The organism is Bradyrhizobium sp. 179 (assembly GCF_023073535.1).
Classification (GTDB): Bacteria; Pseudomonadota; Alphaproteobacteria; order Rhizobiales; family Xanthobacteraceae; genus Bradyrhizobium.
This window is the reverse complement of the sequence record NZ_JADPJR010000153.1, coordinates 15,352-40,785: the sequence shown is the minus strand read 5'-3', so window position 1 is coordinate 40,785 and position 25,434 is coordinate 15,352. Positions and strand designations below refer to the sequence as shown.

21 protein-coding genes and 1 tRNA gene are annotated in these 25,434 nt (G+C 62.7%); 4 read left to right on the top strand and 18 right to left on the bottom strand.

Annotated features, from left to right (window positions below; translation table 11 throughout):
* Window position 1 precedes the first annotated feature (1 nt).
* The 5 genes from IVB12_RS35285 to IVB12_RS35265 form a co-directional block, all read right to left on the bottom strand.
* Window positions 2-1,159, bottom strand: coding sequence for an ABC transporter substrate-binding protein (locus IVB12_RS35285; RefSeq protein ID WP_247306992.1), 1,158 nt, complete (start codon window positions 1,157-1,159; stop codon window positions 2-4).
* Window positions 1,160-1,220: 61 nt separating this feature from the next.
* Window positions 1,221-1,805, bottom strand: coding sequence for an alkylhydroperoxidase domain protein (locus IVB12_RS35280; protein ID WP_247306989.1), 585 nt, complete (start codon window positions 1,803-1,805; stop codon window positions 1,221-1,223).
* A gap of 11 nt (window positions 1,806-1,816) precedes the next feature.
* Window positions 1,817-2,434, bottom strand: a complete 618-nt coding sequence (locus IVB12_RS35275; RefSeq protein WP_247307061.1) for a CMD domain protein — start codon at window positions 2,432-2,434, stop codon at window positions 1,817-1,819.
* Window positions 2,435-2,470: 36 nt separating this feature from the next.
* Entirely contained in the window at window positions 2,471-3,505 is a 1,035-nt protein-coding gene (locus tag IVB12_RS35270; protein WP_247306987.1) for a putative FMN-dependent luciferase-like monooxygenase, read from the bottom strand.
* 128 nt (window positions 3,506-3,633) lie between these two features.
* Complete coding sequence (locus tag IVB12_RS35265; RefSeq protein ID WP_247307059.1) at window positions 3,634-4,428, bottom strand: MetQ/NlpA family ABC transporter substrate-binding protein; 795 nt, start codon at window positions 4,426-4,428, stop codon at window positions 3,634-3,636.
* Between the two features lie 360 nt (window positions 4,429-4,788).
* On the opposite strand from IVB12_RS35265, the gene IVB12_RS35260 reads away from it, so the two are divergent.
* Complete coding sequence (locus IVB12_RS35260) at window positions 4,789-6,576, top strand: peptide ABC transporter substrate-binding protein (RefSeq protein ID WP_247306985.1); 1,788 nt, start codon at window positions 4,789-4,791, stop codon at window positions 6,574-6,576.
* Between the two features lie 233 nt (window positions 6,577-6,809).
* Here IVB12_RS35260 and IVB12_RS35255 read toward each other — a convergent pair whose 3' ends face one another.
* From IVB12_RS35255 to IVB12_RS35240, 4 genes are all read right to left on the bottom strand, one after another.
* A complete protein-coding gene (locus IVB12_RS35255) occupies window positions 6,810-7,667 on the bottom strand; it encodes an SDR family oxidoreductase (protein ID WP_247307058.1) in 858 nt (285 codons plus the stop codon).
* A 646-nt stretch (window positions 7,668-8,313) separates the two neighbouring features.
* Entirely contained in the window at window positions 8,314-8,601 is a 288-nt protein-coding gene (locus IVB12_RS38555; protein WP_247278283.1) for a DUF2934 domain-containing protein, read from the bottom strand.
* A gap of 312 nt (window positions 8,602-8,913) precedes the next feature.
* Window positions 8,914-9,075, bottom strand: coding sequence for a DUF2934 domain-containing protein (locus IVB12_RS35245; protein ID WP_247278282.1), 162 nt, complete (start codon window positions 9,073-9,075; stop codon window positions 8,914-8,916).
* 541 nt (window positions 9,076-9,616) lie between these two features.
* The gene (locus tag IVB12_RS35240; protein WP_247306981.1) at window positions 9,617-11,188 is read right to left on the bottom strand and encodes a porin; all 1,572 of its coding nucleotides are present in this window, start codon (window positions 11,186-11,188) and stop codon (window positions 9,617-9,619) included.
* A gap of 288 nt (window positions 11,189-11,476) precedes the next feature.
* Here IVB12_RS35240 and IVB12_RS38550 point away from each other — a divergent pair, with 288 nt between their 5' ends.
* On the top strand, window positions 11,477-13,039 hold the full coding sequence (locus IVB12_RS38550) for a tyrosine-type recombinase/integrase (RefSeq protein WP_247306978.1): 1,563 nt from the start codon (window positions 11,477-11,479) through the stop codon (window positions 13,037-13,039).
* A gap of 188 nt (window positions 13,040-13,227) precedes the next feature.
* On the opposite strand, the gene IVB12_RS35230 is transcribed toward IVB12_RS38550, so the two are convergent.
* The 9 genes from IVB12_RS35230 to mnmA all read right to left on the bottom strand — a co-directional run bounded on the left by IVB12_RS35230 (window position 13,228) and on the right by mnmA (window position 22,590).
* Window positions 13,228-14,652, bottom strand: a complete 1,425-nt coding sequence (locus tag IVB12_RS35230) for a primase-helicase family protein (protein ID WP_247307056.1) — start codon at window positions 14,650-14,652, stop codon at window positions 13,228-13,230.
* A 396-nt stretch (window positions 14,653-15,048) separates the two neighbouring features.
* Complete coding sequence (locus IVB12_RS35225; RefSeq protein WP_247306976.1) at window positions 15,049-15,672, bottom strand: tyrosine-type recombinase/integrase; 624 nt, start codon at window positions 15,670-15,672, stop codon at window positions 15,049-15,051.
* Window positions 15,673-16,300: 628 nt separating this feature from the next.
* A complete protein-coding gene (locus tag IVB12_RS35220) occupies window positions 16,301-16,642 on the bottom strand; it encodes a hypothetical protein (RefSeq protein WP_247306959.1) in 342 nt (113 codons plus the stop codon).
* A gap of 76 nt (window positions 16,643-16,718) precedes the next feature.
* Window positions 16,719-17,210: a MarR family transcriptional regulator gene (locus tag IVB12_RS35215; RefSeq protein ID WP_256467141.1), complete on the bottom strand. Its 492-nt coding sequence runs from the start codon at window positions 17,208-17,210 to the stop codon at window positions 16,719-16,721.
* 87 nt (window positions 17,211-17,297) lie between these two features.
* Window positions 17,298-18,851: a porin gene (locus IVB12_RS35210; RefSeq protein WP_247306947.1), complete on the bottom strand. Its 1,554-nt coding sequence runs from the start codon at window positions 18,849-18,851 to the stop codon at window positions 17,298-17,300.
* Between the two features lie 919 nt (window positions 18,852-19,770).
* Window positions 19,771-19,847, bottom strand: a tRNA-Met gene (locus IVB12_RS35205).
* Window positions 19,848-20,103: 256 nt separating this feature from the next.
* Complete coding sequence (locus tag IVB12_RS35200; protein ID WP_247280363.1) at window positions 20,104-20,460, bottom strand: hypothetical protein; 357 nt, start codon at window positions 20,458-20,460, stop codon at window positions 20,104-20,106.
* Between the two features lie 46 nt (window positions 20,461-20,506).
* On the bottom strand, window positions 20,507-21,145 hold the full coding sequence (locus tag IVB12_RS35195; protein WP_247306944.1) for a class I SAM-dependent methyltransferase: 639 nt from the start codon (window positions 21,143-21,145) through the stop codon (window positions 20,507-20,509).
* Between the two features lie 263 nt (window positions 21,146-21,408).
* The gene (gene mnmA / locus IVB12_RS35190) at window positions 21,409-22,590 is read right to left on the bottom strand and encodes a tRNA 2-thiouridine(34) synthase MnmA (protein ID WP_247306940.1); all 1,182 of its coding nucleotides are present in this window, start codon (window positions 22,588-22,590) and stop codon (window positions 21,409-21,411) included.
* A gap of 369 nt (window positions 22,591-22,959) precedes the next feature.
* Here mnmA and IVB12_RS35185 point away from each other — a divergent pair, with 369 nt between their 5' ends.
* Together IVB12_RS35185 and IVB12_RS35180 are read left to right on the top strand one after the other, a co-directional pair.
* A complete protein-coding gene (locus IVB12_RS35185) occupies window positions 22,960-24,567 on the top strand; it encodes a flagellar hook-length control protein FliK (protein WP_346658536.1) in 1,608 nt (535 codons plus the stop codon).
* A gap of 12 nt (window positions 24,568-24,579) precedes the next feature.
* Entirely contained in the window at window positions 24,580-25,287 is a 708-nt protein-coding gene (locus IVB12_RS35180) for a flagellar hook capping FlgD N-terminal domain-containing protein (protein WP_247280367.1), read from the top strand.
* Window positions 25,288-25,434: the final 147 nt, after the last annotated feature.

The window sequence follows — 25,434 nt, the reverse complement described above, 5'->3', positions numbered from 1 at the left end:
ATCAGGCCCGTTTGCCGTCCCAGAGTGCGAACTTGCCGTTACGCACGACCAGCTCGGCATTCATGGCGCCCTTGACGCGGCGGCTCTCGACGTCGAACGTCGCCGAGCCGAAGATGACGCTGGAGACGTCTCTCACCTTGGCGAAAGCATCGCGGATGGCGCGGCGATCGGTGCCGCCGATCCTGAGGACGGCAGCGGCCATGTTCATCGCGTCATAGGAATAGGCGTTGAAGGCGTCGGGCTCCTGCCCGTTGTACTTGGCCTTGAAGCCCGCGATGAATTTCTTCACCTCGGGCCGCGGGTCTTCCGGGAAATAGCGCGTGCCGAGGTGGACGTCCTCGACTGCCTCGCCGCCGAGCTCCAGGAATTTCGGCGAGTAGACCGAGCTCGCCGCGCAGATGGTCTGCTTCAGGCCGACCTGGCGCGCCTGACGCGCAATCAGCGCGCCGTCGGAATAATAGGAGATCAGGATCAGCCCGTCGGGATTGGCGTCGCGCACGCGCACCAGGGTGGAGCGGAAATCGCGCTCCTCCGCGATGTAGCCTTCAGTAACCGCGATTTCGGCGCCGTATTCCTTGGCCGCCTTGACGAAATGGTCGCGGCTGGTGCGGCCCCAATCGGTGTTGAGGTGCAGCACCGCCAGCTTCTTCAAGCCGAGCCGCTTCACGGCATAGGATGCCAGCAGCGGCTGCTCGTCGGCCTGGCTTACGGACGTGCTCCACATGAAGTCGCCGCCCTTGGTGAAATCGGGATGCGAGTTGGTGAAGCCGAACTGCACCAGACCGCCGCGCTGATAGATCGGCGAGGCCGCCATCGAGGCTGGGCTCGAGAAATCGCCGAGCTCCATGACGATGCGGGAATCGGAGACGAACTTCTGCGCGATCGCCACCGACTGGCGCGGATCGCTCTGGCTATCCTCGAACTGGTAGGCGAGCTTACGGCCGTTGATGCCGCCGGCGGCGTGGATCTCGTCGAGCGCGAGATCAAAGCCCTGCCTCCACTGCGCGCCGTATTGGGCGTTAGGCCCCGTCAGGGGCCCGCTGACGCCGAGCAGGATCGGCTCGGACGACTGGGCGAATGCGCTGCGCGAGATGGCGGCTCCCGCCATCATGACGGCAAGCGAGCCCTTAACCAGGGACCGACGATCGATGTTGCTCATGCACGGCTCCATCCATTCAGGTGTTACGAACAAGCGGCAATTTACGTGCCAGTGACACTGCTTATTTAGTGGGCTCGCCGAGCGACAGCATCAGCCGGTTCGCCCAGTTGAAGAACGACGCGCCGTTGATGACATCGACGATCTCGGCATCGTCGAGACCGGCGCGGCGCAGCTCCTCAACGTTGTCGGGGCCGAACGCGATCGGCGTTGCGCTCAGCGCCACCGACGCTTTGACTACGGCATTCCAGCGCTCGCCGAGATCGGCCTTAACCCCTTCGTCGAGCAGGCGCTGCACGTCGTCGCGGCGCTTGGAATAGGTGCTGGCAAACCGCGCATGCACGGAGGCGCAATAGACGCAGCCGTTATAGCGCGACGTCGCAGCCGCCGCGAGCTCGCGCTCGGCGCGCGGCAGGCCGTCGGCGACATTGTAGAAAATGTCCTTGTCGGTCTTGGTGCGGGCTTCGAGCACCTCAGGGTCGCGCACCAGCAGGCGAAAATATTCCGACTTGGCGCGGGCGCGATCGACGAGGCCAGCGAAATGCCGCTCGGTCAGCTCGCCCTCGGGCAGCGGATCGATCCACGACACCCAGCCGAGCTCGTCCTGGGTGAAGACGACGGGCGGATTGACATTGTTTGCAGCGCTCATGTGCAGTCTCCTTACGCTCCCGCCGCGGTAGGCCCGAGCGAAGCGCCGAGTACGCGCAGGCCGGTGACGACGCGCACCTGGAACGACAGGAAGGCAACAAGCTGAGAGAAGGTCACGATGCCGGTGTTCGACCAGCCGGCGACGAGCAGCGCCTTCATGTCGGCGGAGGCGGCATCGCGGGGATGGAACACCAACAGATGCGCATGCTCCAGCGCCGCAACGAGCCGGGCGCCAAGGACGGGCTTGCTTTCCGCGCTCACGCGGTAGATCAAGCCGGCCGTGTTCTCGACTGACAATGGTCCTGCTGGATACGCGCCATACGGGCCTGAGGTCTTGCCGCGTTCGATCTCGGCCTTGATCGCTTCGAGCAAAGGCGCGCCATCCGCATTCGCCGCAAGCTTCTCGCGATAGAAGGCTGCGACGGGGGACTCGCCATGAAGTCCGGTGACGAAGGCCGCGACCGCGGCACGCTCGGCAAGCGAGAACGCGCTCGCATCGATCGGCTCGAACAGGGCGAGATAGCTCTTCTGCGCGTTCTCGCGGGCCTGAAGGCGGCGTGCGCGGATGGCATCCAGAGCCGATCCCGGTTCGATGCCGGCGAGTGTGTCGATGATATCTTGCGTTCCCATCATTCAGCCTTGCGAGGTAATTCCCGTTGATTCCGATCAGCCCGCCAAGGCCACAGCGGGCGCTGCTCGGGTCCAGCCCAGTGCCGGCGCGACTTTTTCCGCGACCAGCTCGATCGAGCGCAGGATATAGGGATGCGGCGCATCGACCGAATGCGCCTGGAACACCAGATCGGTCACCCGTTCCAGCGTGGCATCGCTGCGCAGCGAGGCGATGACGTCGTCGGCTGCGCCGACATGGGTGTCGAACGCGGTGATCATCTCCTCCAGAGTTTCGCCGGGCCTGGCGTGGCCGCCCTTGAGGAATTGCGGCAGCGCGCGCCGCAACCCGATATCGGCCAGGCGCATCGCCTCAGCCCGGTCGTCGGCGACGAAGACGCTGCGCGAGGCTATGATGCGCGGCTCGCATCCTGGCGGCAGCGCTTCGAGATAGGCATCGATGATGGGATTCTGGATCTCGGCCAGCGTGGCCTTCGGCGCCTCCCTGGTCCGCGGCTGGGTGCGCGACAGCAATAGGCCATCGCCCGCCTTGCCTGCCCGGGCGCCGCCCGCGACCGAGAATGTGGCCTGCCAGATGCGCTTGTCCAATTCCGGCCGTTGCGGATAGAGCGTGTCCCCGCCATCAAGAGGTTTGCCGACCAACGCCGCGCGGACGACCTCCAGATTGCGGGCAAAGATCTCGTTGCGCTGCGCATTGTCGAGACCGAAGGCCGCGAAGGCCGACGGGTTGCCGCCGGTGCCGACGCCGAGCTCGAAACGGCCATTGCAGAGGAGATCGAGCACCGCGGCATCCTCCGCCACCCGCACCGCATTCTCCAGCGGCAGCGTCACGATGCCGGTGCCGAGACGGATGCGCGAGGTCTGCGCGGCGACGTAGCCGAGGAAGGCGAAGGGCGACGGCAGGCCGCCTTCGCGCTCGTGAAAATGATGCTGGGCAATCCAGGCGGAATCGAGCCCCGCCTTTTCCGCGTGCACGATCTGCTCGGCCGCATGGCGATATCGCTCGGCCGGCGGAGCCTCATCAAGCAGCCGCGTGAAAAATCCCAGTCGTTTCAGGTTTGCAAAGCGTTTCATACGACCCCTGTCGGGCGAGGATGGCCACGAGCCGATGATGTCGGTTGCCGCAGCTCCAGACAAGCGGGCATTGCGCAGGGCTGCCCGCCGGGATCACCGCTGTGCTGGACCATGGCTGAGCAGGTTGCCTACCAGCTCGGCAGCACCGCGCCCTTGAACTTGGTCAGGACGAACTCCTTGACCTCCGGCGTGTGGTAGCTGTCGACGAGGGTCTTGACCCAGGGCTTGTCCTTGTCCGCGCTGCGGACGGCGATCAGGTTGACATAGGGCCCCTTCGGGTCCTCGCGCAGGATCGGATCCTTGACGGGATCGAGGCCCGCCTGAGTTGCATAATTGGTGTTGATCGCAGCGGCGTCGACGTCGTCGAGTGCGCGCGGCGCCTGCGCTGCATCGACCTCGATGAATTTCAGCTTCTTGGGATTCTCGGTGATATCGAGCACGGTCGGCTTGAAGCCGGTGCCCTCCTTCAGCTTGATCACGCCCTTGTCGCGCAGCAGCAGCAGCACGCGACCACCATTGGTTGGATCGTTCGGAATCGAGATCTTGCCGCCGTCGGGAATATCGGAGAAGGCCTTGTGCTTCTTCGAGTACACGCCGATCGGGAAGTTCACGGTGAGCGCGACGGCCTCGATCTTGTAGCCGCGGTCGGCCTTCTGGTTGTCGAGGTAGGGCTGGTTCTGGAATGAATTGGCCTGGATCTCGCCGGCATCGAGCGCCGCGTTCGGCACGACATAGTCGGAGAACTCGATCAACTGGATGTCGAGGCCCTGCTTGGCGGCGATCGGCTTTACCGCTTCCAAGATCTGCGCGTGCGGTCCCGGCGTCACGCCGATCTTGACGGTCTCGGCGGCAGCCGCCGCCGACCAGGCCGCGAGCAAGGTCGAGAGGATCAGGGGCAGGCGAAACGACATCTTGGTCTCCATGGTCTTGCGGCAACGATTAGAACCGTATTCGCTTCTCCGCCGCGCGAAATCAATGAAATTGAAATCCATATTGGCCGGCCGTGGCGGGCGCACTTTCTCCATTCGGAACCAAACAGGAAACGAAATCACGGCGGCGACGGCACCTTCCACAGTCGGGAGGCGCGTCACGGCAAAGCGGCATCCGGCGAACGGTGGCGCTGCGCAAGGGCGTGAACGCCAAGACCCCAACGCTGCCTGAGCGCGACGTGGTCGCCTCGTCTCCGCACCACTGCGACATCTTCGACTCCACCGCGCTCACCTCCTGAGCTAGACTGCGTCACGGCTGGTGACGACTTTATTGGGAAGAGTGGGGAGCATCCGATGAACGAGAATCAAATCCGCAATCTGATCGCGGAGGTGAAGCAAGGCACGCTGTCGCGACGCTCGTTCATCCAAAGGGTAGCCGCGATCGGAATCACGGCGCCGATCGCGAGCCAGATCCTGGTCTGGCACGATGTGGCGATGGCGGATGCCACGCTGCCGTACAAGCCGGCCAAGGCGGGCGGCGGCGGCCCGCTCAAGCTCCTGCTCTGGCAGGCTCCCACTTTGCTCAATCCGCATTTCGCGAGCGGCACCAAGGACCAGATCGCCTCGCGCGTCTTCTTTGAGCCGCTCGCCGGCTGGGACAAGGACGGCAATCTCATACCCTGCCTTGCCGCGGAGGTTCCGACCAAGGCGAACGGCGGCCTCGCGGCGGATGGCATGAGCGTGATCTGGAAGCTCAAGCAGGGCGTCAAATGGCATGATGACAAGCCCTTCACCGCTGACGACGTCGTCTTCACCTGGCAGTACGCCGCGGATCTCGCAACCGCCGCCTACACCACGGGCTCCTACAAGGACATCAAGGTCGAGAAGATCGACGACCACGCGGTCAAGGTGACCTTCAAGGCGCCGACGCCGTTCTGGGCCGATCCGTTCGTCGGCTCGGTCGGTCAGATCCTGCCAAAGCATCATTTCGGCGACTATGCCGGCGCCAAGTCGCGCGAAGCGCCCGGCAATCTGAAGCCGGTCGGCACAGGGCCCTACAAATTCGTGGAGTTCAAGCCGGGCGACATGATCCGCGCCGAACGCAATCCCGACTATCACGTCAAGAACCAGCCGCATTTCGACACGCTCGAGGTCAAGGGCGGCGGCGACGCGGTGTCCGCGGCACGCGCGGTGCTGCAGACCGGCGAATACGACTATGCCTGGAACATGCAGGTGGAGGAGGAGGTGCTCAAGCGCATGGAGGCGAGCGGCAAAGGCAGGGTCGACGTCACCGTGTCCGGCAATGTCGAGTTCATCATCCTCAACACGACCGACCCGTGGACCGAGGTCGACGGCGAGCGCTCCAGCGTCAAGACCAAGCACCCGACGCTGTCCGATCCGGCCGTGCGCCGCGCGATCAACTTGCTGATCGACCGCGAGTCGATCCAGAAATTCATCTACGGCCGCGGCGGCATCGCGACCGCGAGCTTCGTCAACCAGCCTCCGCAGTTCAAGTCCAGCAAGCTCAAATACGAGTTCGACATCGACAAGGCGAACAAGATCTTGGACGAGGCCGGTTGGAAGAAGGGCGCGGACGGCATCCGCGAGAAGGACGGCAAGAAGCTCAAATACGTCTTCCAAACCTCGACCAACGCCCCGCGCCAGAAGACCCAGGCCATCATCAAGCAGGCCTGCCAGAAGGCCGGCATCGAGATCGAGCTCAAATCGGTCACCGCATCGGTGTTCTTTTCCTCCGACGTCGGCAACCCCGACACCTACTCGAAATTCTATGCCGACATGGAGATGTACAACACGACGCAGCCGCAGCCCGATCCGGAGCGGTTCTTGAACCAGTGCGTCTCCTGGGAGATCGCCAGCAAGGACAACAAATGGCTTGGCCGCAACAACTCGCGCTATTCCGATCCGGAGGCCGACAAGGCCTATAAGGCCGCGCAGAACGAGCTCGATCCGGTCAAGCGCGCCGCGCTGCTGATCAAGGTCGACGAGATCTTCTGTGAAGCCAACGTGTTCCTGCCGCTGCTCTCGCGCAACATCGTCAACGCCGGCGTCAACAACCTCATGGTCGACATCTCGGGGTGGGACACCATAACGTGGAATCTGGGGGCGTGGTATCGCAGCTGACGGGGCCCGGGTGAGCGCAAGCAACATCGTCGTCGCTCACCCGCGTGTCCCGAACAAGCTGCAACGCTTTGAGCATTGTAGCGCAGAGCTGCGGCCGAGAAGACGGACAGTACGATGCGGCAAGATGGGCCCAGGCTCTGCCGCGCATCGCTGAAGTGGCGCTGCGTCCGGGGCACGAGAGGAGAGCAGCCATGCTCTCTCAATGTCGTCATTGCGATGATTGACGTCGCCGGTCAGATAAACGGCTTGCCGCCCGTGACGGCCAGGGTCGCCCCCGATGTGTAGCTCGAGAGCGGATCGGCGAGCATGACATAGGCGGTGGCGAGCTCGGCCGGCTGGCCGGCGCGCTGCATTGGAACCTGCTTGCCGAAGTTCTTGACCCTATCCTCCGGCATCGTCGAGGGAATGAGCGGCGTCCAGATCGGACCCGGGGCGACGGCGTTGACCCGAATGCCCTTCTCCGCCAGCATCTGGGCAAGTCCGCCGGTGAAATTCTGGATGGCTCCCTTGGTGGTGGCATAGGCGAGCAGGCTGGGGTTCGGCATGTCGGAGTTCACCGAGGCCGTGTTCACGATCGCGGCGCCCGGGCGCATATGCGGGACCGCGGCTTTGGTCAGATAGAACATCGCGTGGATGTTGGTCTCGAAGGTCCGCTGCCATTCCTCGTCGCTGATGTCGGCGATGTCCTTGAACGTGGCCTGATGAGCGGCATTGTTGACGAGGATGTCCAGGCCGCCGAGTTCCTCGATGGTCCGCCGAACGATCGTACGACAATGCTCGGGATTGCGGATGTCACCGGGTATCAGAACGGCTTTGCGTCCCTCCCGCTCCACCAGCGCCTTGACCTCGGCGGCATCCTCGTCCTCATTCAGATAGGAGATGACGATGTCGGCGCCTTCCCTCGCATAGGCGATCGCGACCGCGCGGCCGATGCCGCTGTCACCCCCGGTAATGATCGCCTTCTTTCCAGCCAGGCGCCCGGCGCCCCTGTAACTCTCCTCGCCGTGATCCGGCCTGGGATTCATCGCTCGGGTCGAACCGGGCATGGGTTGCTGCTGCGCAGGAAAAGGCGGCTTTGGATAATCGGTCATGCGACGGCTCCGGAAGTTTGCTCCGCTAACGGAGAGCGGTGGGAAGCGTTCCTCGCCGCTCGGGGATCTCGTCTCTCGGTTCGCCGACACGTTTTTGCCGATCTCGCGGCGCCTTTCAGGCCGAGCTTTTGCTTCGTCGCTCCACGCTCTCAAAGCCAAGAGGGCCCAAGGCGGGGCGACACATACGCCGATCCCGAATTTCGATAAAGCGAAGTATCTATGTAGGAAGGGGTTCGACGGGTGGGCGGGTGTTTTGCCCGACGGCAGAGAAGCAGCCCCCCAGCAATTCGGCTTCACGATCATCGTTGCCGCCTTGCATTGGATACGAGCCGTGATGGATTTTGTAAGAGCTCCACCCCATCCGACCCGCCCCGAGCTCTCGCGCATCTTCGCGAAGCCCGACATCGTCCTTCCACTGTGTGCTTCAAGTCACAGCAGAATCACCCGCGTTCGCCTACAAAAACCAAGCATGGCCGCAAACAAGGTAACGGCGGTACGCACGAGCTGGGAGGCGATCAACAGCTACGGACTTCTGAAGCCGCCAGGGTGAAGAACCCGGCGGCTTTTTTCTATCGCAAGGAGACGAGCGGCCGGAGCCAAGCGCCTTGCTGGCAATATCGGCATCCAGCGCCAGCGGCGATCGTCGCTATGACGGTCCCGAGCCCTTCCTCTGTTCGCGTTCTTCTTCGATCTGCCGCTCCGCTTCGAGCCAGAAGTCCAGTTCGCGGTTGGCCGGACGGCCGGCCTGCTCCCAGAGCTCGTAGGCGCGTGCCCGCACCTTGCCGCGCCGCATCATGCGCAGGAGCTTTTGCGTCAGCTCGTCGGCAAAGCTCCGGAATCGCCCGACAGTGGTTTCGTCTTTGGCAAGCGCCGCGGCTCGCGTTGCGAGCTCAATCTGGTGCTCTATCTTTTGCTGCTCGTCCACGGTGGCCACCACGCCCTGCGAACCGGTCTGCGGCGCAGCCCGTGCTGCTCAGAGCCTCAATTCATTTTTGAGAGCTCCGTTCCGCGCAGCTCAGACGCAGCTAGGACCAGCACTTCGAGCTGAGGAGACTGTCGCTGTTTTAGTGCCACGTCGTGTCCGCTTCCACGATGACTACTCTTATCTCGGGATCTTCGGCCGTGTTGCAGGTGCACGGCATCCCCTCACCGCACCGGCAGCCGCCCAGCTTGTCACTCCAGGCCCGGAGCGGATGGTTTGAGCAGACCCATCCCAGACCGAAGCAGAATGGGCATTTCTTGCGGGTCACAGCGTATCCGGCGTCCGCGTGGTGTTCGACTTGTCCTCGTTGCGCAGCTCCTGCTCGGCCGCGTGCCAAAACTCGTCCTCACGGCCTTCGGGCTTGCCAGCTTGCTCCCAGAGTCGGTGCGCGCGCTCTCTGATCTCCTGCTCGGTCGGCTCAGGCATGGGATCTCCTGCTATGAAGCACGGCCCCATCCTTGGGGGGTATGGGGGCTTGGAGGCGGGGCCGTGCAGACCAGCAATCGGCGGCGACGCTGGTCCGCGGATTCAAGCCGCGATCATGCGCAAGAGTTCCTTTCCTCGCGCGAGCTTCGCTGCGCGATGCGGCCGCTGCCGGAGATCGATGCGCTTTGAAGGTCAGTGGTCGCGGCAGCGGGATCCGCCGCCCCATTCCAAAACCGGAAAATCAGCAGTAATTCGAGAAACTTGCCTGAATTGCGGTCAGCATTACGCGGGCGCGACCCAAATTCGGGTGCATCTTTCGGGAAGATGCCCCAAGCCTTGGCCGCGACGCATGCGAGGACAAGGACATATTGCTCTCCTGAGCCGTCCGGACTTTGCGCGTTGTTGCATCAGCCGGCTCAATGTGTCGCGAGGCCAACAAGCACCTACGGCATCTGATTGCAGGTAAGCTCCGCGGCAAGCAAACCAAAAAAAGCCCCGGCGGTTTCCCGCCGGGGCTCTCTGTCAGGTCGTTAGACCGAACTTACCAGTTGCGCTGAGCGCGGAGGAGCAGGGTAACGGTGTCCTGATCCTTCAGCTCGTAGAACGCGGTCGGCTTTGCGGTAGTACCGGAGGGGGTAAGGCCAACCACGCCAGAATACTTCTGGTCGAGGTGGGTCCAGGTGAGGTCAGCCGAGAACGTCAGGTTCTTGACCGGAGTCCACCGGGTGATCACACCGACCTGGCCGATGGCGAAGTCGGGGTTACAACCGGTCACACCCGCGAGGCCACCGAACACGCCGCCAGCGCCGCCAACGCCGCAGATCGCGGTCTTGGCAAGCGAGCCGAACTGCGCCTGAGCGTAAGCACCGTAGATTGCGGTGTTCCAGTAGGGATCCCAGTTGTGAGTGTAAGCGCCGCGGAAGCCCCAGGTCTTAACGGTCTCCTGCTGGCTACCAGTGACGAACACGGTGTCCGGAGCACTGGCAAAGCCGATGCTCTGGTAGGCGATGCCCGAGCTGCCGAACATCGAGTAGCTGCTGCCCGCCAGATTCTGGAAGTTGTAGCGGGTCGCGCCGTCGGTGTAGACGCCCGAAATGTTGATCACGTCACCCGCACCGGTCGGGATGTTCTTGATCGACAGAGCGAGCTGAACCGCCCAACCCCATTTGTCGTCGGGGTGGCCAGTTGGCTCGGTCGCGCCGTAATAGGCAACGTGGTTGTCATGCGCAGCCACCGACGCCTGGAAGAGACCCCAGGCCTGGTCGACACGCACCATACCGACGAGGTTCGGCGAACGCGTACCGCCGATGGCGTTGGTGCCATACGCGCCACCAATGATGCCGCCCGCCGTCGCGCCGGTCATGTTGAGGTTGCCGGCATCATAGTAGGCCGCCCTATCTTCCGCCGAGAACGATGCCGTCACGCCCTGACCGAAGTCAGCGGTGTAGGTGAACTGGTTGACACCAGTGACCGTGCCGCTGCCGCCGACGAGACCGTCATAGTTGTTGCCGGGATAGTTGGTCCAGGGCGCGTCGAACTGCGACACGGCCTTACCCATCGTGAAGCCGGCGAACTGGATGAAGGCGTAGTACACGCCGAGCGAACCGCCCGAGGTACCGCCGTCGGTCGGGTTGATCGTCGAACCAACCAGCGCCGGGGTCGCACCAGAGGTGTTGAGGCCCAGCGTGCTGCTGTAGACGGTCGCGCCGGTCGCACTGCCGCTGCCAGCATAGTTACCCGTCGTCCACGAGAAGACGCCATCGAAGAAGGTGCGGACAACGCCGTACTCGGTCGCGGTGCGCGTGTCGATGTTCAGATCTTCACGAGCGCGCATCGTGTAGTAGTTCGTCAGACGGTTGCGCGAACCGTTGTTCGAGCTGAACTGACCATTATAGACCGAGTTGGTGTTCAGCGCGACTTCAGCGCGCAGGTAACCACCCAGCTTGATGCAGGTGTCAGTGCCCGGAATGTAGTAGAATCCGGCACCATACAGGGAGCAGATCTTCACGTATTCGACCGCTTTGGCCTTCACGGGGAGATCGGCTGCCTGCGCTCCGCCAACGGCGATCAGACCCGCCGCTGAACCGAGCAAAAGGCTCTTAACCAACTTCATGTTAAACCTCCAAGTTTGCTCTATAGGGAAGGTTCCGGATCCGCTGGGTGACGACACCCTAAGGTTGGTTCCCTTGTCCCTTAACTCACCGCTTAGTCGCTTCGCGCCTTCGGACACACCCGCTGAACGCGAGGGACTTAAGCGATCCGATAACTCGGAGAGCTGGGGTCCATAAAATTCAGTAAGTTACTGGATTGCCATAGCTATTTGGATGCCTATAACTACAAGGCACCGTACAAAATGGCACTTCTAATGGCTGGACTAACGCGGACGTCTACGGGGACCTACGTGGCCCGAAAGGTGATACCGAAGGACATCCGATCGGAGTACGCGGCTAGGTACGGCAACGCTTGGGAAGAAAAGTTCCGGCTCGACAAAGGAGCATCGGATTACGAGGCGCGAGCGCGCTTCGGTGAGTGGTTGGCCGACATTGAGACGCGCATCGGCCGCCTCAGAGCTGCCAAGACGAAAGGTCCCCAGCCCCTTACTCGACAGAACGCCTACGCGCTGGCTGGCAGGTGGTATGCTTGGTTCCTCGCGCAACATGAACGGGACCTTCGCACGCCAGCTCATTGGAGAGCGCTGACCGACACCTTAATCTGGGACGTGATACGCCCGCATGCACCGGATGATTTCGAACAGCGCCCGAAGGACGATCCACATTGGGATTGGCAGGCCGATCCGCAGGTCAGGGATGAGGTCCGGCCCGCCATCGCTGCTGAAGCCCAGACTGCTGCTTTCCTTTTAGAACAGGGCCTGAGCTTGACCCCAGATGCCACCAATCTCTTCCTAGACGCTGTCAGCGACAACCTCTTGCCCGCCTTACAGCGATTGGAAGCACTTTCGCGTGGCGACTACTCGCCGGATGTCAATCGGCAGGTGTTCCCCGAGTTTGAAGAGGTCAGCGGAAGTGCCCCCGTGAAAGCCATAGAGCTGTTCGAGGCTTGGACGAAAGCTGTGCAGCCAGCGGAAGGAACGGTCTACCGATGGACCACCGTGTTCAAGGAAGCTGACCGACATTTCCCCGATGTCAGGAACATCAGCTTCGAAAAGGCCAAGGCGTGGATGAATGGGCTGGTCAATGAAGAGCGGTCGACCGCAACTGTTGCAGCCGCATGGCGCACCGCCCTCAAGACAGTCTTCGGTTGGGGAGTGGCGGAAAAAATCATCGACAATAATCCATTTCCAGAGGTGCGCATCAGCGTGCCTCGGAAGAACGTCGAACGCGAAACGAAAGCCTTTGATGATGCCGAGATCAAGACCATCTTGGCAGCAGCCCTGCGATGTGACGACACCAAGTCGTATCGAGAGCGCGCATTTCGATGGGTGCCATGGATTTGCGCTTATACCGGCGCCCGCGCTGGCGAGATTACGCAGCTCCGAGCGGCCGACATTCAGCAGCGAAACGGAGCGCACTTTGCAAGGCTGACACCATCCGCAGGCAAGATCAAAACGCGGAAGGCCCGGACTGTGCCGCTGCACGAACATCTTCTCGCTCAAGGATTTCTCGACTTCGTTGAGCGCGCCCAAGGACGACCACTGTTTTACCCCACTAAGCGGCGTCCGATCCGAGAGGCTGAAGATGGACCTCGACAGAGCCCCGCTGAGCGCATGAGGTCTCAGGTTGGCACTTGGGTACGCTCTCTCGGCATAACCGACCCTGAGATAAGCCCCAATCACGCTTGGCGTCACACGTTCAAGGCCATGGCAGCACGCGTCGGCATTGACGAACGGTACAGCGACGCCATCACGGGGCATTCGCCTGCTACTACGGGACGAGCGTACACGAAACCGCTTCCTGAGGACCTTGCAGAAGCCCTGAAGAAGTTCCCTCGATACAGGGTCGATTGAAAGCACCGAAAGGAGCCAATTCGCCCCACACTGTGGCTGCTCCGACCACATCGGCACACGAGGAGCCAAGAGGGCGCCATGGTGGACCGGGTAGGTGTTTCTCCCCCGGCCCGCAGAAACCTCGGGAAACGTAGGGGCTTTGTGTGGGTGCCGGGTAGACCGGGTGGCCGGGCGAACTTCTCCTTACATCAGAGCGACCACGGGTCCTTTTGGGCTCCTTGGGGCCTTGGAGGCAGAGTGTAGCGGCGCGCCTTCTTGCCGCCGCCTATCGACTTGCGTGTGTGCGTAACGCCAGCGGCTGCAAGTGCGGAGCCAACTTCCTTGGCGTTCTTCGCCTGCGCGCCGTAGCCGTCCTTCCCCAACAGTCGCTGGAGTGCGTCATACGAGAACTCGTCCCCGAGATTGTCGTGAAAATGGCCGCTCTTCACCGCCTCGATGATGTAGGTACGCAGTGGGTGTTCGCTCTCAGCAATGACCTGCTGTTTGGCCTCGGTCATCGGCGGGCGACGGAACGGATTGAACCCCGAGAGGTCTCGGCTCTTCAGAAACGTGAAGATGTCGTTCATCGCCTCGTCAGTGCCGATGTAGCGATAGAGGCGGTCGTAGTAGTCGTCCTCGCGGGGCTGTGCCTTGCTGTTGAACACGAAGTAGCGGCGGTCACCCTCCTCGATGTTCAGGGGCGCGCTGTGATTTGAGAACATGATGAAACGGGCGTAGTTGTCGATTTCGATCTGTGGCCCGTACTTGATGTTCGCGCTCACCGTAGGCTCAGTAATCAGAGGCTTCAGCTTGTTGGCCAAGTCCCAGTTGCCCGCCTCGTAGACCTCGTCCACTTGGACCACGAGTTTACCCACGAGCCATCCGTCGAACGAGCCTTTGAGGTCCTTCGTCTGGGCCACCCGGCTGTTCTGCTCACCGACCAGACGCCGCACCACCGTGCCTAAGGTGGACTTGCCGATGCCCTTGGCCTCGCTGGTCAACAACAGGGCGTGCCCGATGCGCTCATGCGGCTTCTGCACGAGGTGAGCCAGAAAATTGAGAACGTGATTGATCGCCGCCTCATCGTTATCGAAGAGATAGGACAAGTGCTCCAGAAACACCTTGGGCTCCTCGGCGTCCTCTTGGGCGACCCATGGGGCAGGTCTCCACAGGTTCAACACGCGGCAGCCGTCGTCGTCGTGCGCTATTTCGGGCTCGCCGGGCATGAACTCCACCCGCTCAGCAATCACGAACGCGCCGTCGTATGCCTCCTCGTGATACTCAGGCTCGAAGTACTGCGACAACACCTTCTCCAAGGTGGGAAACCAGACCTTCACGCGGCCACCGCTGTCCCGGTAACGGAAGCCGTGTTCGGCCTTGTTGATCCGGTGGAACACATGGTCGGTGAGCGGAGCCAGCTTCAGCGGATTGCGCCGAAGAACAACCCCGCCGTGCTGCGCCGTGTAGGCGTATTTCCGACAGACGGCCTCCATGGCTCGCTCGCAACGCTCGTGAAACTCGTCTGACCCTTGCAGGGGCAAGTCGCGCTTGAGAGCGCTTAGGCTCTGTTGCTCGTTCTTGTCGGCTTCGGGGCTCGTGGGTTGCAGGGGTTGGGCTTGTAGCTCTGATTTCACGTCCAAGGAACTCTCCGTGCTGCCGTATGTCGGCGCATCGCTTCTGTTGATGGCAGGTTGGCCTCTTTAGCCCAGGTGGGGCCAAGGTGAACCTGCGTGCTGCGCTTGGGGATGACTGTGACCCAGATAGTCAGCTCACCGTGTGAACGCAAACCTCAACCTTCGGGAACTCTACGTTCTCCCTGATGCGTTCGCGCCGGAGCATAGACATAAACTGAAGCAGCGCCCGATGAGCCGGGTCTCACCGGAAGCGTGAGGCGTAGCGGTCTCGGGGGTCAATCGCTCGGAGGCCGGGATTTCGTCATCGGAGGCCCGTTTCCGGCCCGCTTTGTTACATTGTCATCTCGTCATAAACTTATTCCAATCGGACATGAACAGTATGTCGCGGTCCGGCGCTCAATCACGCCAGAAGTTGCGGAACCGCGAGGGGGACAGCTCGGTGTATCGCACGGTGTGCTGAATGTTCTTGTGGCCGAGGTAAGCCTGAAGGGCTCGGGTATCGTGCCCCTTGGAGGCCAGCGCGAACCCGCAGGCGTGCCGCAGCATGTGGGGGTGGGCTTTGAACCCGAGGTCCGCCTGCGCGCCTGCACGCTCGACCATCCGCGCGAAGCCCGCCGTAGTGAAGGGCGCCCCGCGCTCCGACGTGAACACGAAGGGCGACTTGGGCTCTTGCTCACGCTGGAGCCGCCGCAGGCGCCGCAGTTCGTCCCCAAGGATCGGGTGCGTGCTCGGGCTGCCCTGCTTGACCCTGCGGACGTGCAGGGTGGCCGTTGCGAAGTCGATCTGATCCCAGCGAAGGTCCGCCAGTTCAGCCGCCCGCAGGCCATGGCGGTATGCCACGAGGATCATGGTGCCGTCGCGGTGACCCCATCGGTTGCCCTTGGTGGCCTCAAGCAGCCGCTCGACCTCGGCCTCGGTCAGGTACTCGCGGGTACGCAGGTCGGCATTGGGAAGGCGCTTCGGTGTGACTGTTCGATTTACGGTGGACGGCTTGACAAGCTTGAGATGCGATTTGGCCATGATTTCCTGCACGCGCGATCAGTGACTGTCCGAAGAATGACCGAATTACGAACAGTACACAAGGACATTCCGCGACTTCCCTCGAAGTCCTTTTCGCGGGTCCCCTTTCTTGATTGGGCCCCATTTTGCAAAGCCGAGGGGGGCGGCTTCAAAAAACACGGACTAAAGGTCGCGGCCGCCGCCCGGCTCCGGTAAGCTGATCTGACTTCCCAGTCGCGCGCCGGTCGCTCTTGTCTCGATTGGGCTTAGACGCTGTGACAACAGCGTGTCGGAAGAAGAAGCTCGATGCCATTGAGACAATCTTTGTGTCTCAGGCGCGTGTCTCAGTCGGGTAGACCCTAAGGGATCACCAGTCGATGAGCTGGCTGGCAAGCCTAAGCAGCCCTAGAGGTCAGCACAGGCAGCCATTGATGCTCCTCGTATCCTGCGGGTCCAGGCAGGCGCCGAGCAAGACAGGTCAGCTGCCGTCCTCTTAGACACTCATGCCGGAAGAACGCTCTCACAACAGAGGAGTGCGCCAATCTCCCTGAAGTCGTGTCGTAGGGGCGCGCCGAGGGTCTGCACGAGGGTAGCATGTACCGTTGAAGCCCGCTTTTTCACGGTCGCTGACCGCTCAATAGCAGCCTGTTCAATGCAGTTTGCTCTTAGCAAGTTCGATCAGCTCAGTGTGCCCAGCCAGCGCAGCTTCGTAATCGCGGTAGAGGCGTTTCATAAGGGGCCTCCCCTCGCAGCTGCAGGTAGTTGCGAACAAGAACGGGGCCTGACCCATCCCGGCGGAACCACCACTTCCATCCCAGCCCAGGAATTTCGTTGCAAGCTCCGTAGGCCCAACTGCCTCAGAGCGAAGGCAAACCTTGTCGGGGTTCGCGTCCATCCAGGCGACCGTGATCCTCTGCGCTTCCAAGTTATTGCCGACATAAACGGGAGAAGCGCCCTCTAAGATGTAGAAACCAAACGGAAATATGACCATGCAACCCTCACTGGCATTCCGTCCCGTGCTGCGCGGCTTCAAACTAAATACGGCAGCCCACACTTCCGCTAACGCTCTACTCTTCGAGCCGCAATCTCAGACGGCAGCGCAGAAGGCAATTTTGTAGGTCCTGCAGTAATTCGATTGTTCTTAATGTGCCGACTTCACCGAACTCGCGCTTGATCGAGGTATCCAGCGTATTCCTTGTCTGAGCCAGTTGTTCAAGCTGCTTTCGAGCCTTTGGCGTAAGTGAGAGATAGATCATCCGCTTGTCGGTGTGGGAGTTTCGCTTCTGTAGCAATCCTCTTCCGACCAAGGTTTTCGATTGGGCAGTGACATACGTACTTTCGATCCCAAGCAACTCCGCGACCGATTTTACGGACATCCCGGCCTTGTCATCCGCGTCTGAGATGATGAGGAGCATGTTCAATTGCGGAACGCTCAGCTGGAGCTTGCCAGCCCAAGTGGCCTGAACCTCGCCAAGCGAAGCGCTTATAGACCTAACCAATCTGCTTATCTGTTCAGAAGCAGCGGGTCGTAGTGCCTCGCTCGTCAGTCCCCGCGCCATTGGTCCCTCTGGAGTGTCACCATCAACGAAAGAACCCCCGGCAGTTTCCCGCCGAGGGCCTTTGGAGGTCAGGTCGTTAGACCAAACTTACCAGTTGCGCTGGGCGCGGAGCAGCAGCGTGAAGCTGTCCTGATCCTTCAGCTCGTAGGTCGCCGCCGGCTTGGCCACAGTCGCCAGAAGGGGAACGCCAACAGCGCCCGAGTACTTCTGGTCCAGATGGGTCCAGTTGAAGTCCGCCGAGAAGGTCAGGTTCTTCACCGGGGTCCAGCGGGTGATGAGGCCGAGCTGGGCGATGTTGAAGTCCGGGTTACAGGTCGTGCCGGCAGCGGTCGCCACGAGCGCGAAGAAGTTTGCGCAAACGGCTGCAGCCGCACCGCCCGGGAATTTCACCTGAGCGTAAGCACCGTAAATGGCCGAGTTCCAGTACGGATCCCAGTTGTGCGTGTAAGCACCGCGCACACCCCAGGTCTTGATGCTCTCCTGCTGCCCACCGGTCACGAACACGGTGTCAGGAGCGCTGGCGAAGCCAATGCTCTGGTAGGCGCCGGCCAAGCCAGTGCTACCAAACGAGGACCAAGTTCCCGGGTTGGCGGTCGGCTGGAAGTTGTAGCGGGTCGCGCCGTCCGTGTAGACACCCTGAACGTTGATCACGTCACCCGCGCCGGTCGGGATGTTCTTGATCGACAAGGCCAGCTGAGCAGCCCAGCCCCACTTGTCGTCCGGATGGCCCGTCACCTCGGACGCACCGTAGTAGCCAACATGGTTGTCGTGCGCGGCAACCGAAGCCTGGAACAGGCCCCAAGCCTGGTCAACACGCACCATCGCAACCAGATCGGGCGACCGCGTGCCGCCGATGTCGTTGAGACCATAGGCGCCGCCGAGGATACCCGTACCAGTTGCCGCCGTAAGGACCGTGCCCGGGACGCCAAGGTTGATGTTGCCCGCCTGATAGTAGGCCGACTGGTCCTGCGCCGAGAACGATGCCGTGATGCCCTGACCGAAGTCAGCGGTGTAGGTGAACTGGTTGACACCAGTGACCGTGTTGCCGCCGCCGACGAGAGCGTCAAAGTTGTTGCCGGGATAGCCAGTCCAGGGCGCGTCGAACTGCGACACGGCCTTACCCATGGTGAAGCCGGCGAACTGGATGAAGGCGTAGTACACGCCGAGCGCACCACCCGAGACCGAGCCGTTGCCAACCGTTCCTGCAGGGGCGGCGTCGTAGGCCGTAGCACCGCCTGTCAGGCCAGTACCAGCGCCGGTGTAGCCACCCGACGTCCACGAGAACACGGCATCGAAGAAGGTACGGACGACGCCGTACTCGGTCGCGGTGCGCGTGTCGATGTTAAGGTCTTCACGAGCACGCATCGTGTAGTAGTTGCTCAGCCGGTTGTGCGCGCCACCGGAGCCGGTGAACTGACCGCTGTAATCGGCATTTGTGTTCAGCGCGACTTCAGCGCGCAGGTAACCACCCAGCTTGATGCAGGTGTCAGTGCCGGGGATGTAGTAGAAACCCGCACCGTAGAGCGAGCAGATCTTCACGTATTCGACCGCCTTGGCCTTTACGGGAAGATCAGCCGCTTGTGCTCCCCCAACGGCGAGCAGAGCTGCCGCGGAACCGAGCAAAAGGCCCTTGAACTTCATTTTAACCCTCCAAGTTGAAGCCCCGTACAAATCCTCGTACAAAGCCATTTGAGCTACCCGCGAAAAGACGTTGAAAATCAACGCATCCTCGTAACGATGGTCTACTTAAGCGAACCACCTAGAACGGGACGACCTCGGGATGCCCCCCTCCGTCGCGGGTTGGATAAGAGCCCAAGAGGCCTGATCAATCAACGAAAGACGTCACCGTTTTGCCCTCAAGTGGATCGTTTTCGCGCCGATGTTGCACAAATATCACGCGGCCGTGAGGCGATGGTATCGGAGCAACGCTTTGATTTTGAGTGTGAATTCTGGCTTTGGCAGAGCACGTTTACGCGGCAGCTCCAAGGGACTGTCATGACGCCACGACGGGTCGATTGAGGCGGTGCATCGGCATCTGTGCACAGGACTTCGCTTCAAACGACGTGGGTATTACGGAGATTCTCGTCCGTTGCTCATGCATTGAGTCGCCCCGATTCTCGCTCGAACAGGCCATCCGCTCGGGAACGGCGCCCCCTTTGGGGGAACCGCTGCGTCCCTCAGCTCGGTCGCACGATGAAGGTGCTGAGCGGATGGAGATGCGGCTCGCTCAGTTGCCTCAAGGCAGGTCGAAGAGGGCTACGCCGATGTTTCGGCACAGTTTGCGCCAGGATGCGCTGGCGAGATCGCTGATATTGCTTAGACCGCTGGATCGCCACGCACCGTCTGCCAACACCAAAGGATCAGCAAGCTCCCACGATCCCCATTTGCCAGATGTAGTGCCTCGCAGCGACAAGCCGGGCGTGTGCGACCCGGATCTGAGCGCTCGTTTTGCGCTAGCTTGACATTGATGAGCGACCGTTCCGGATCTATCAATGAGACATCCCTCGCGTCGAAATGTCGATCGGCCAAGACTTGGGACATCAAGGGTTTACGCTGGATCTGGTAGCGGGGGAGGGACTCGAACCCCCGACCCCAGGATTATGATTCCCGTGCTCTAACCAGCTGAGCTACCCCGCCACAGGGATCGCGGCGGCGCATAAGGCCGATCTCGCGAACGCGCGGCATATAAGGAAGGGGGCAGCGGGAAGTCAATCCGCGTTTGCTAAAAGCTTCGGCGCGCCAAGGCGCTCGAGGTGGAAAAGCGGTCGATTTCGCCGCCGGAATTGCCCTGCTTAACGCGCCAGACCGGCGGAGAGTCCCCTCACCCGGAATCCGCGCTTTTTGTGCGGATTCCAGCCTCTCCCCGCAGGCGGGGGAGAGGCGAAGAATCGGCCTATTTCGGCCTCACGTTCGGGTCGCCGCCAGGGCTGCCGGGGGGTGGGATCACCGGGGTGTTGCCGCCGGTGTCGGGCGCTGGGGCATGCATCTCGGGGTCAATGCCGGAGGGCGGGCAGAGCACGCCCTCGGATTTGGCCAGCTTGTCGCCGAGCGGTTCCCGGGACTGGCCCGTGGTCGTGCCGTCAGCCGGACGGTTCGGGCGGTCCTGCGGTGTACAATTGGCCGCATGTTGCGGGGATGGCGGCGCGGTCTGTTGTGGCGGCGTCGCCGGGGCGGGCGGGGCCTGCGCGATCGCGCTGCCAGAGGCGGCGATGAGGAGGCCCGCTAGGATGATGTTTGATGTCGTGCGCATGGGAAGGAAACGCGCGTCTCGCGCGCCCCGTTCCCTGCCCGCACGATCACGATTTGCGGTAGCGGATCAGCGAAAAATGTCCCATCGGCGGCATGGGGCGGCGCTCAGCAAGCGTGACGCCGCCGTGCCTTGCGGCCCAGTTGACGAGGCGGGCCCACGGGAATTCCGGGCGCCAGCCGAGGCGGCGGGCGACGGGGGCGAAGGCGAGTTCGAACAGCTTTCGCGGGCCGCTCTCGGCGCCGATGTGGTTGACGAGGATCAGTTCGCCCCCGGGCTTCAAGACACGCACGAATTCGTCGAGCGTGCCTTCGGGATCAGGCACGGCGGTGATGACATATTGCGCAACCACCGCGTCGAAGAAATTTTCGGGGAAGGCGAGATTCTTCGCGTCCATCACCGAGAGCACTTCGACATTGGAAAGCCTGAGCGCACGCACGCGCGCCTGCGCCTTGCGCAGCATCGGCTCGGAGATGTCGACGCCGCAGATTTTCGTGGTGCGCGCATAATCCGAGAGCGACAGGCCGGTGCCGACGCCGACGTCGAGGATGCGGCCGCCGATGCGGTCGGCCTCCGCGATAGTCGACTGCCGTCCGGCGTCGAACACCTTGCCGAACACGAGATCATAGACCGGCGCCCAGCGGCCATAGGCCTTCTCGACCCCGGCCCGCGAGATGTCTGCTGCCATGCCCCTCTGCCCCGGATGCTTAAAACGAAAAGAGTCTTGGTTGAAGAGGTGAAGGCCGCGGGCTCAGTCCACCACTCCCACAAGCAGAGATCGGATCGCATCGGAAGATGCGATCCGGGTGAGGGATTGCGGTCTCAATCACAGCCGCGGCCCCTCACCCGGATTGCACTGGACGATGCTTCGCATGGCCAGCAGCAATCCGACTTCTCCCCTCCGGGGAGAGGTGAACCCAGACCGACCGTTGTGCTTGATATCGTCATCCGTCAGCCGCGGACCGCCTCAGCAAGCGGCCTTGCCGTGCTGCTCGCAAGCTTCGCCGCGGCACTCTGAATAAAACCGCCGCCGAGCACGCGCGCCTGTCCGCTAGGGGCGTCGTAGAACACGCAGGCCTGGCCCGGCGAGACGCCCTCCTCGCCGGCGACGAGCTCGACCTCGTAATGGCCATTGCCGCCGCGCAGCCACGCCGGCTGGGGGCTGCGGGTCGAGCGCACGCGCACGAACATTTCGAGGCCGCCGCCGATGGCGCCGTCGATGTCGCCATCGCCGATCCAGTTGACGTCGCGCAGCACGATGCGGTGCATCTTCAGGGCATCGCGCGGACCGACCACGACGCGGCGGTTTGCGGCATCCAGCCGCACCACGAACAGCGGCGCGGTCGCCGCGATGCCGAGGCCGCGGCGCTGGCCGACGGTGAAATTGGCGATGCCGTTGTGCTGGCCGAGCACGCGTCCATCGAGATCGACAATGTCGCCGGGGTCCATCGCGTTCGGCCGCAGCCGGGTGATGATGTCGGTGTAGCGCCCGGTCGGCACGAAGCAGATGTCCTGGCTGTCGTGCTTGTCGGCGACCGCGAGCCCAAACCGGCGCGCGAGCTCGCGCGTCTGCGGCTTGGTCATGTCGCCGAGCGGAAAGCGCAGGAAGCCGAGCTGCTCGCGCGTGGTCGCGAATAGGAAATAGCTCTGGTCGCGGTCGCTGTCGGCTGCGCAGACCAGCGCGCGTGAGCCGTCATTGAGGCGGCGCGAGGCGACGTAGTGGCCGGTGGCGAGCGCGGTGGCGCCCAGTTCGCGCGCGGTCTTCAGGAGATCGCGGAACTTGACCGAGCGGTTGCACTCGATGCACGGCACCGGCGTCTCGCCGAGCGCGTAAGAGTCGGCAAAGTTGTCGATGACGGATTCGCGAAAACGGTCCTCGTAGTCGAGCACGTAATGGGGAATGCCGAGCTTGGCGGCGACGTCGCGGGCGTCGTGGATGTCCTGGCCGGCGCAGCAGGCGCCCTTGCGATGGGTCGCGGCACCATGATCATAGAGCTGGAGCGTGATGCCGACCACGTCGTAACCCTCAGCCTTGAGCAACGCAGCCGTCGTCGAGGAATCGACGCCGCCCGACATGGCAACGACGACCCTGGTATCCTCAGGACGGCCTTCGAGATCCAGACTGTTGAGCATCGGCCTTAGATTCTGACGGCAGCGCGCGGCGCATCCGCGATTTCTTGCTTCTCGCGGGACATCGGCGATCCCCGGGAACTTCAGTTCCCGAAAGGCACGAGGGCCCCGGTCGAAAGCGGCTGAGAGTGACCTCTTTAATATAGGCCGCATTCCGGTGAAGCAATCACGCGGGCGGCCAGCTGAGGGCAATTCTTGCCGGGCAGGCAGAAATGACGGAGTCGCGGCAGGCGCGCGGCGGCCGCACCGAGACATCAAATCATTGATTTTATTGCCGAAACACTCAGGAAGGGACCCTGGCCCGCTCCTTGCTACCCCCATGCCATAGAAGTTTCCAAGGGGTCGCCTGTGGTTGGTCGGACGTTAGATGTCGTGGCAAGCGTGCAAGTCCAAAGCGCGCAGCAGAAGCCTGCCCGGTCGCAAGCCGCGAAAGACACGTCCGCGGCCGATTCCTTCGGCTCACTGGTCGACAGCAACACCCAGGCGATCAGCAACAATACAGGCTCGCAGGCGCAGGACACCGTGCCGCGCCGGAGCGACTCTGCTTCGTCGCCCTCCTCGGACAGAAATGCGCGCGACACCTCGTCCGCAAACGAGCCCTCGCAGAGCAGGGCGAGTGACGGCGCTGACGCGTCGGCGCCCGCCAAGACCGATGACGAGAACGACAAGACGAGCGACACGATGACCGATCCGGCCAAGGACGCCGGCAAGACCAAGGACAAGGCGGAGGCCTCCGACGCCAAATCGGCGGACACGTCCGACGAGACCAGGGGGGACAAGACCGACGGCACCGACACTCTTACCGCCGCCGTCGATGCGGGTAGCGCCGCAACGACCGATGCGAGCCCGATCGCCGTGCCCGATCCGAACGCGATCGTCGTTGCCGCCCCGGTCGTGCCAGTCGATCCGGCTGCGAACCAGACCACCAACTCCGCCTCCCCCCTGACCATCGCCGCCGCCGGCCTCGCCGCCAGCGCCTCCACCGCAGCACAGATCCAGGGCGCCAAGACCGACATCGCCACCGCGGGCGACAAGAGCGCCAAGACCGCGAGCGCCAAGGTCGATGCGGACACCACGACCACGCTCGGCGAGACCGCAACCGCCACGAGCGAAGCCACCGCGACCGATGCGAAAGCCAATGGCGGCCTGATCGCCGTGGACCAGGGCACGCCGAAGACCTCGTTCAAGGCCGCGGCCACGGCGCAGGGCCAGACCGACATCTCCAATATCGGCCAGGGCACCGGCAAGGCAAACGCCGCCACGCCGCCAGCAGCGGGCGCAGCGACCCTCGACGCCGCCGCGCATCCGCAGGCCGCCAAGGCGCAGGCAGATGACGGAACGGCTGACGCCAGGGCAGTCGGCACCGAGCGCACCGCTGATGCGACATCCGGCGCGTCCGCCACGCACGCTCATGCGGGGCCGCAGGCGACTGTCGCCCCGACGGATACCAGCGCACAAGTCACCTCCGCGGTGCAGGCGCCGCTGACCAATACCACCTCGGCTGCGACCGCCTCGACCGCGACGCTCACCGCGACCTCGGCAAGCCACACGGCGGTGCCGATCAGCGGCGTCCCGATCGAGATCGCGGCTGCGATACGCGCCGGCAAGTCGCGGTTCGACATCAGCCTCGATCCGATCGATCTCGGCAGGATCGACGTCCGTATCAATGTCGACCGCAACGGCCAGGTCACCTCGCATCTCACCGTGGAAAAGCCGGAGACGCTGCAAATGCTGCGTCAGGATGCGCCGCAACTGCAGCGCGCGCTCGACGATGCCGGCTTCAAGACCGGCAGCAGCGGGTTGTCCTTCAGCCTGCGCGACCAGAATTCATCTAACCAGAACTCCGGCCAGGACAACGACAATGGCGGCAATACCCGCCGGTTGATCATCAGTGAGGACGAAACCGTTGCAGCAGTGCCCGTCGGGCGCAGCTACGGCCGCACGCTCGGATCGAGCAGCGGCGTCGACATCAGAGTGTAAGGAGTATTCGACATGGCCACCACGAATGCCGCCACCGCCCCTTCCGTCGTCTCCGGGACGACCGACATCCCGAAATCCTCGTCAAGCTCGAGCCTGGGCTCGTCCACCGGCGCGACGCTCGCCGGCAATTTCCAGACGTTCCTGACGCTGCTGACGACGCAGCTGCAGAACCAGAACCCGCTCGATCCGCTCGACACCAACCAGTTCACCCAGCAGCTGGTGCAGTTCGCCGGCGTCGAGCAGCAGCTCAAGACCAACGATTCGCTGGCCCAGCTCGTCACCCTCCAGCAGACCACGCAGGCAACCCAGGCGCTGGGCTTCGTCGGCAAGACCGCCCTGGTCGACGGCTCGACCGCGACCATGAAGAATTCATCGGCGACCTGGCATCTCAACGTGCCCTCCGATTCGACCGTCGACATCACCGTCGCAAATGCCAGCGGTCAGACCGTGTTCACCGGCAAATATACCGCCGCCGCCGGCACCGACATCCCCTTCACCTGGAACGGCATGGGCAATGACGGCACGCAATGGCCCGACGGCAAGTACACGATCTCGGCCACCGGCAAGGATGTAGCGAACAACACTGTCGGCATCGCCGCGCAGGTGCAGGGCACGGTATCCTCGGTCGACCTGACCCAGTCGCCGCCGCTGCTCACCATCGACGGCGCCAGCTACACCCTGAGCCAGGTCAAGAGCATCATCGCCACCGCCAGCAATTAAGAGAGGTGCCGCTACACACTGGGTGTCGTTCCGGCGAAAGCCAGGACCTTGCCGCGTGATCCATCGATGAGGCCCTGGTAGCAGCACTGCAAAAGACTTTCTCATCAGGAGTCCTCGCCAATCTGCTGGGGTCGCGGCCTTCGCCGG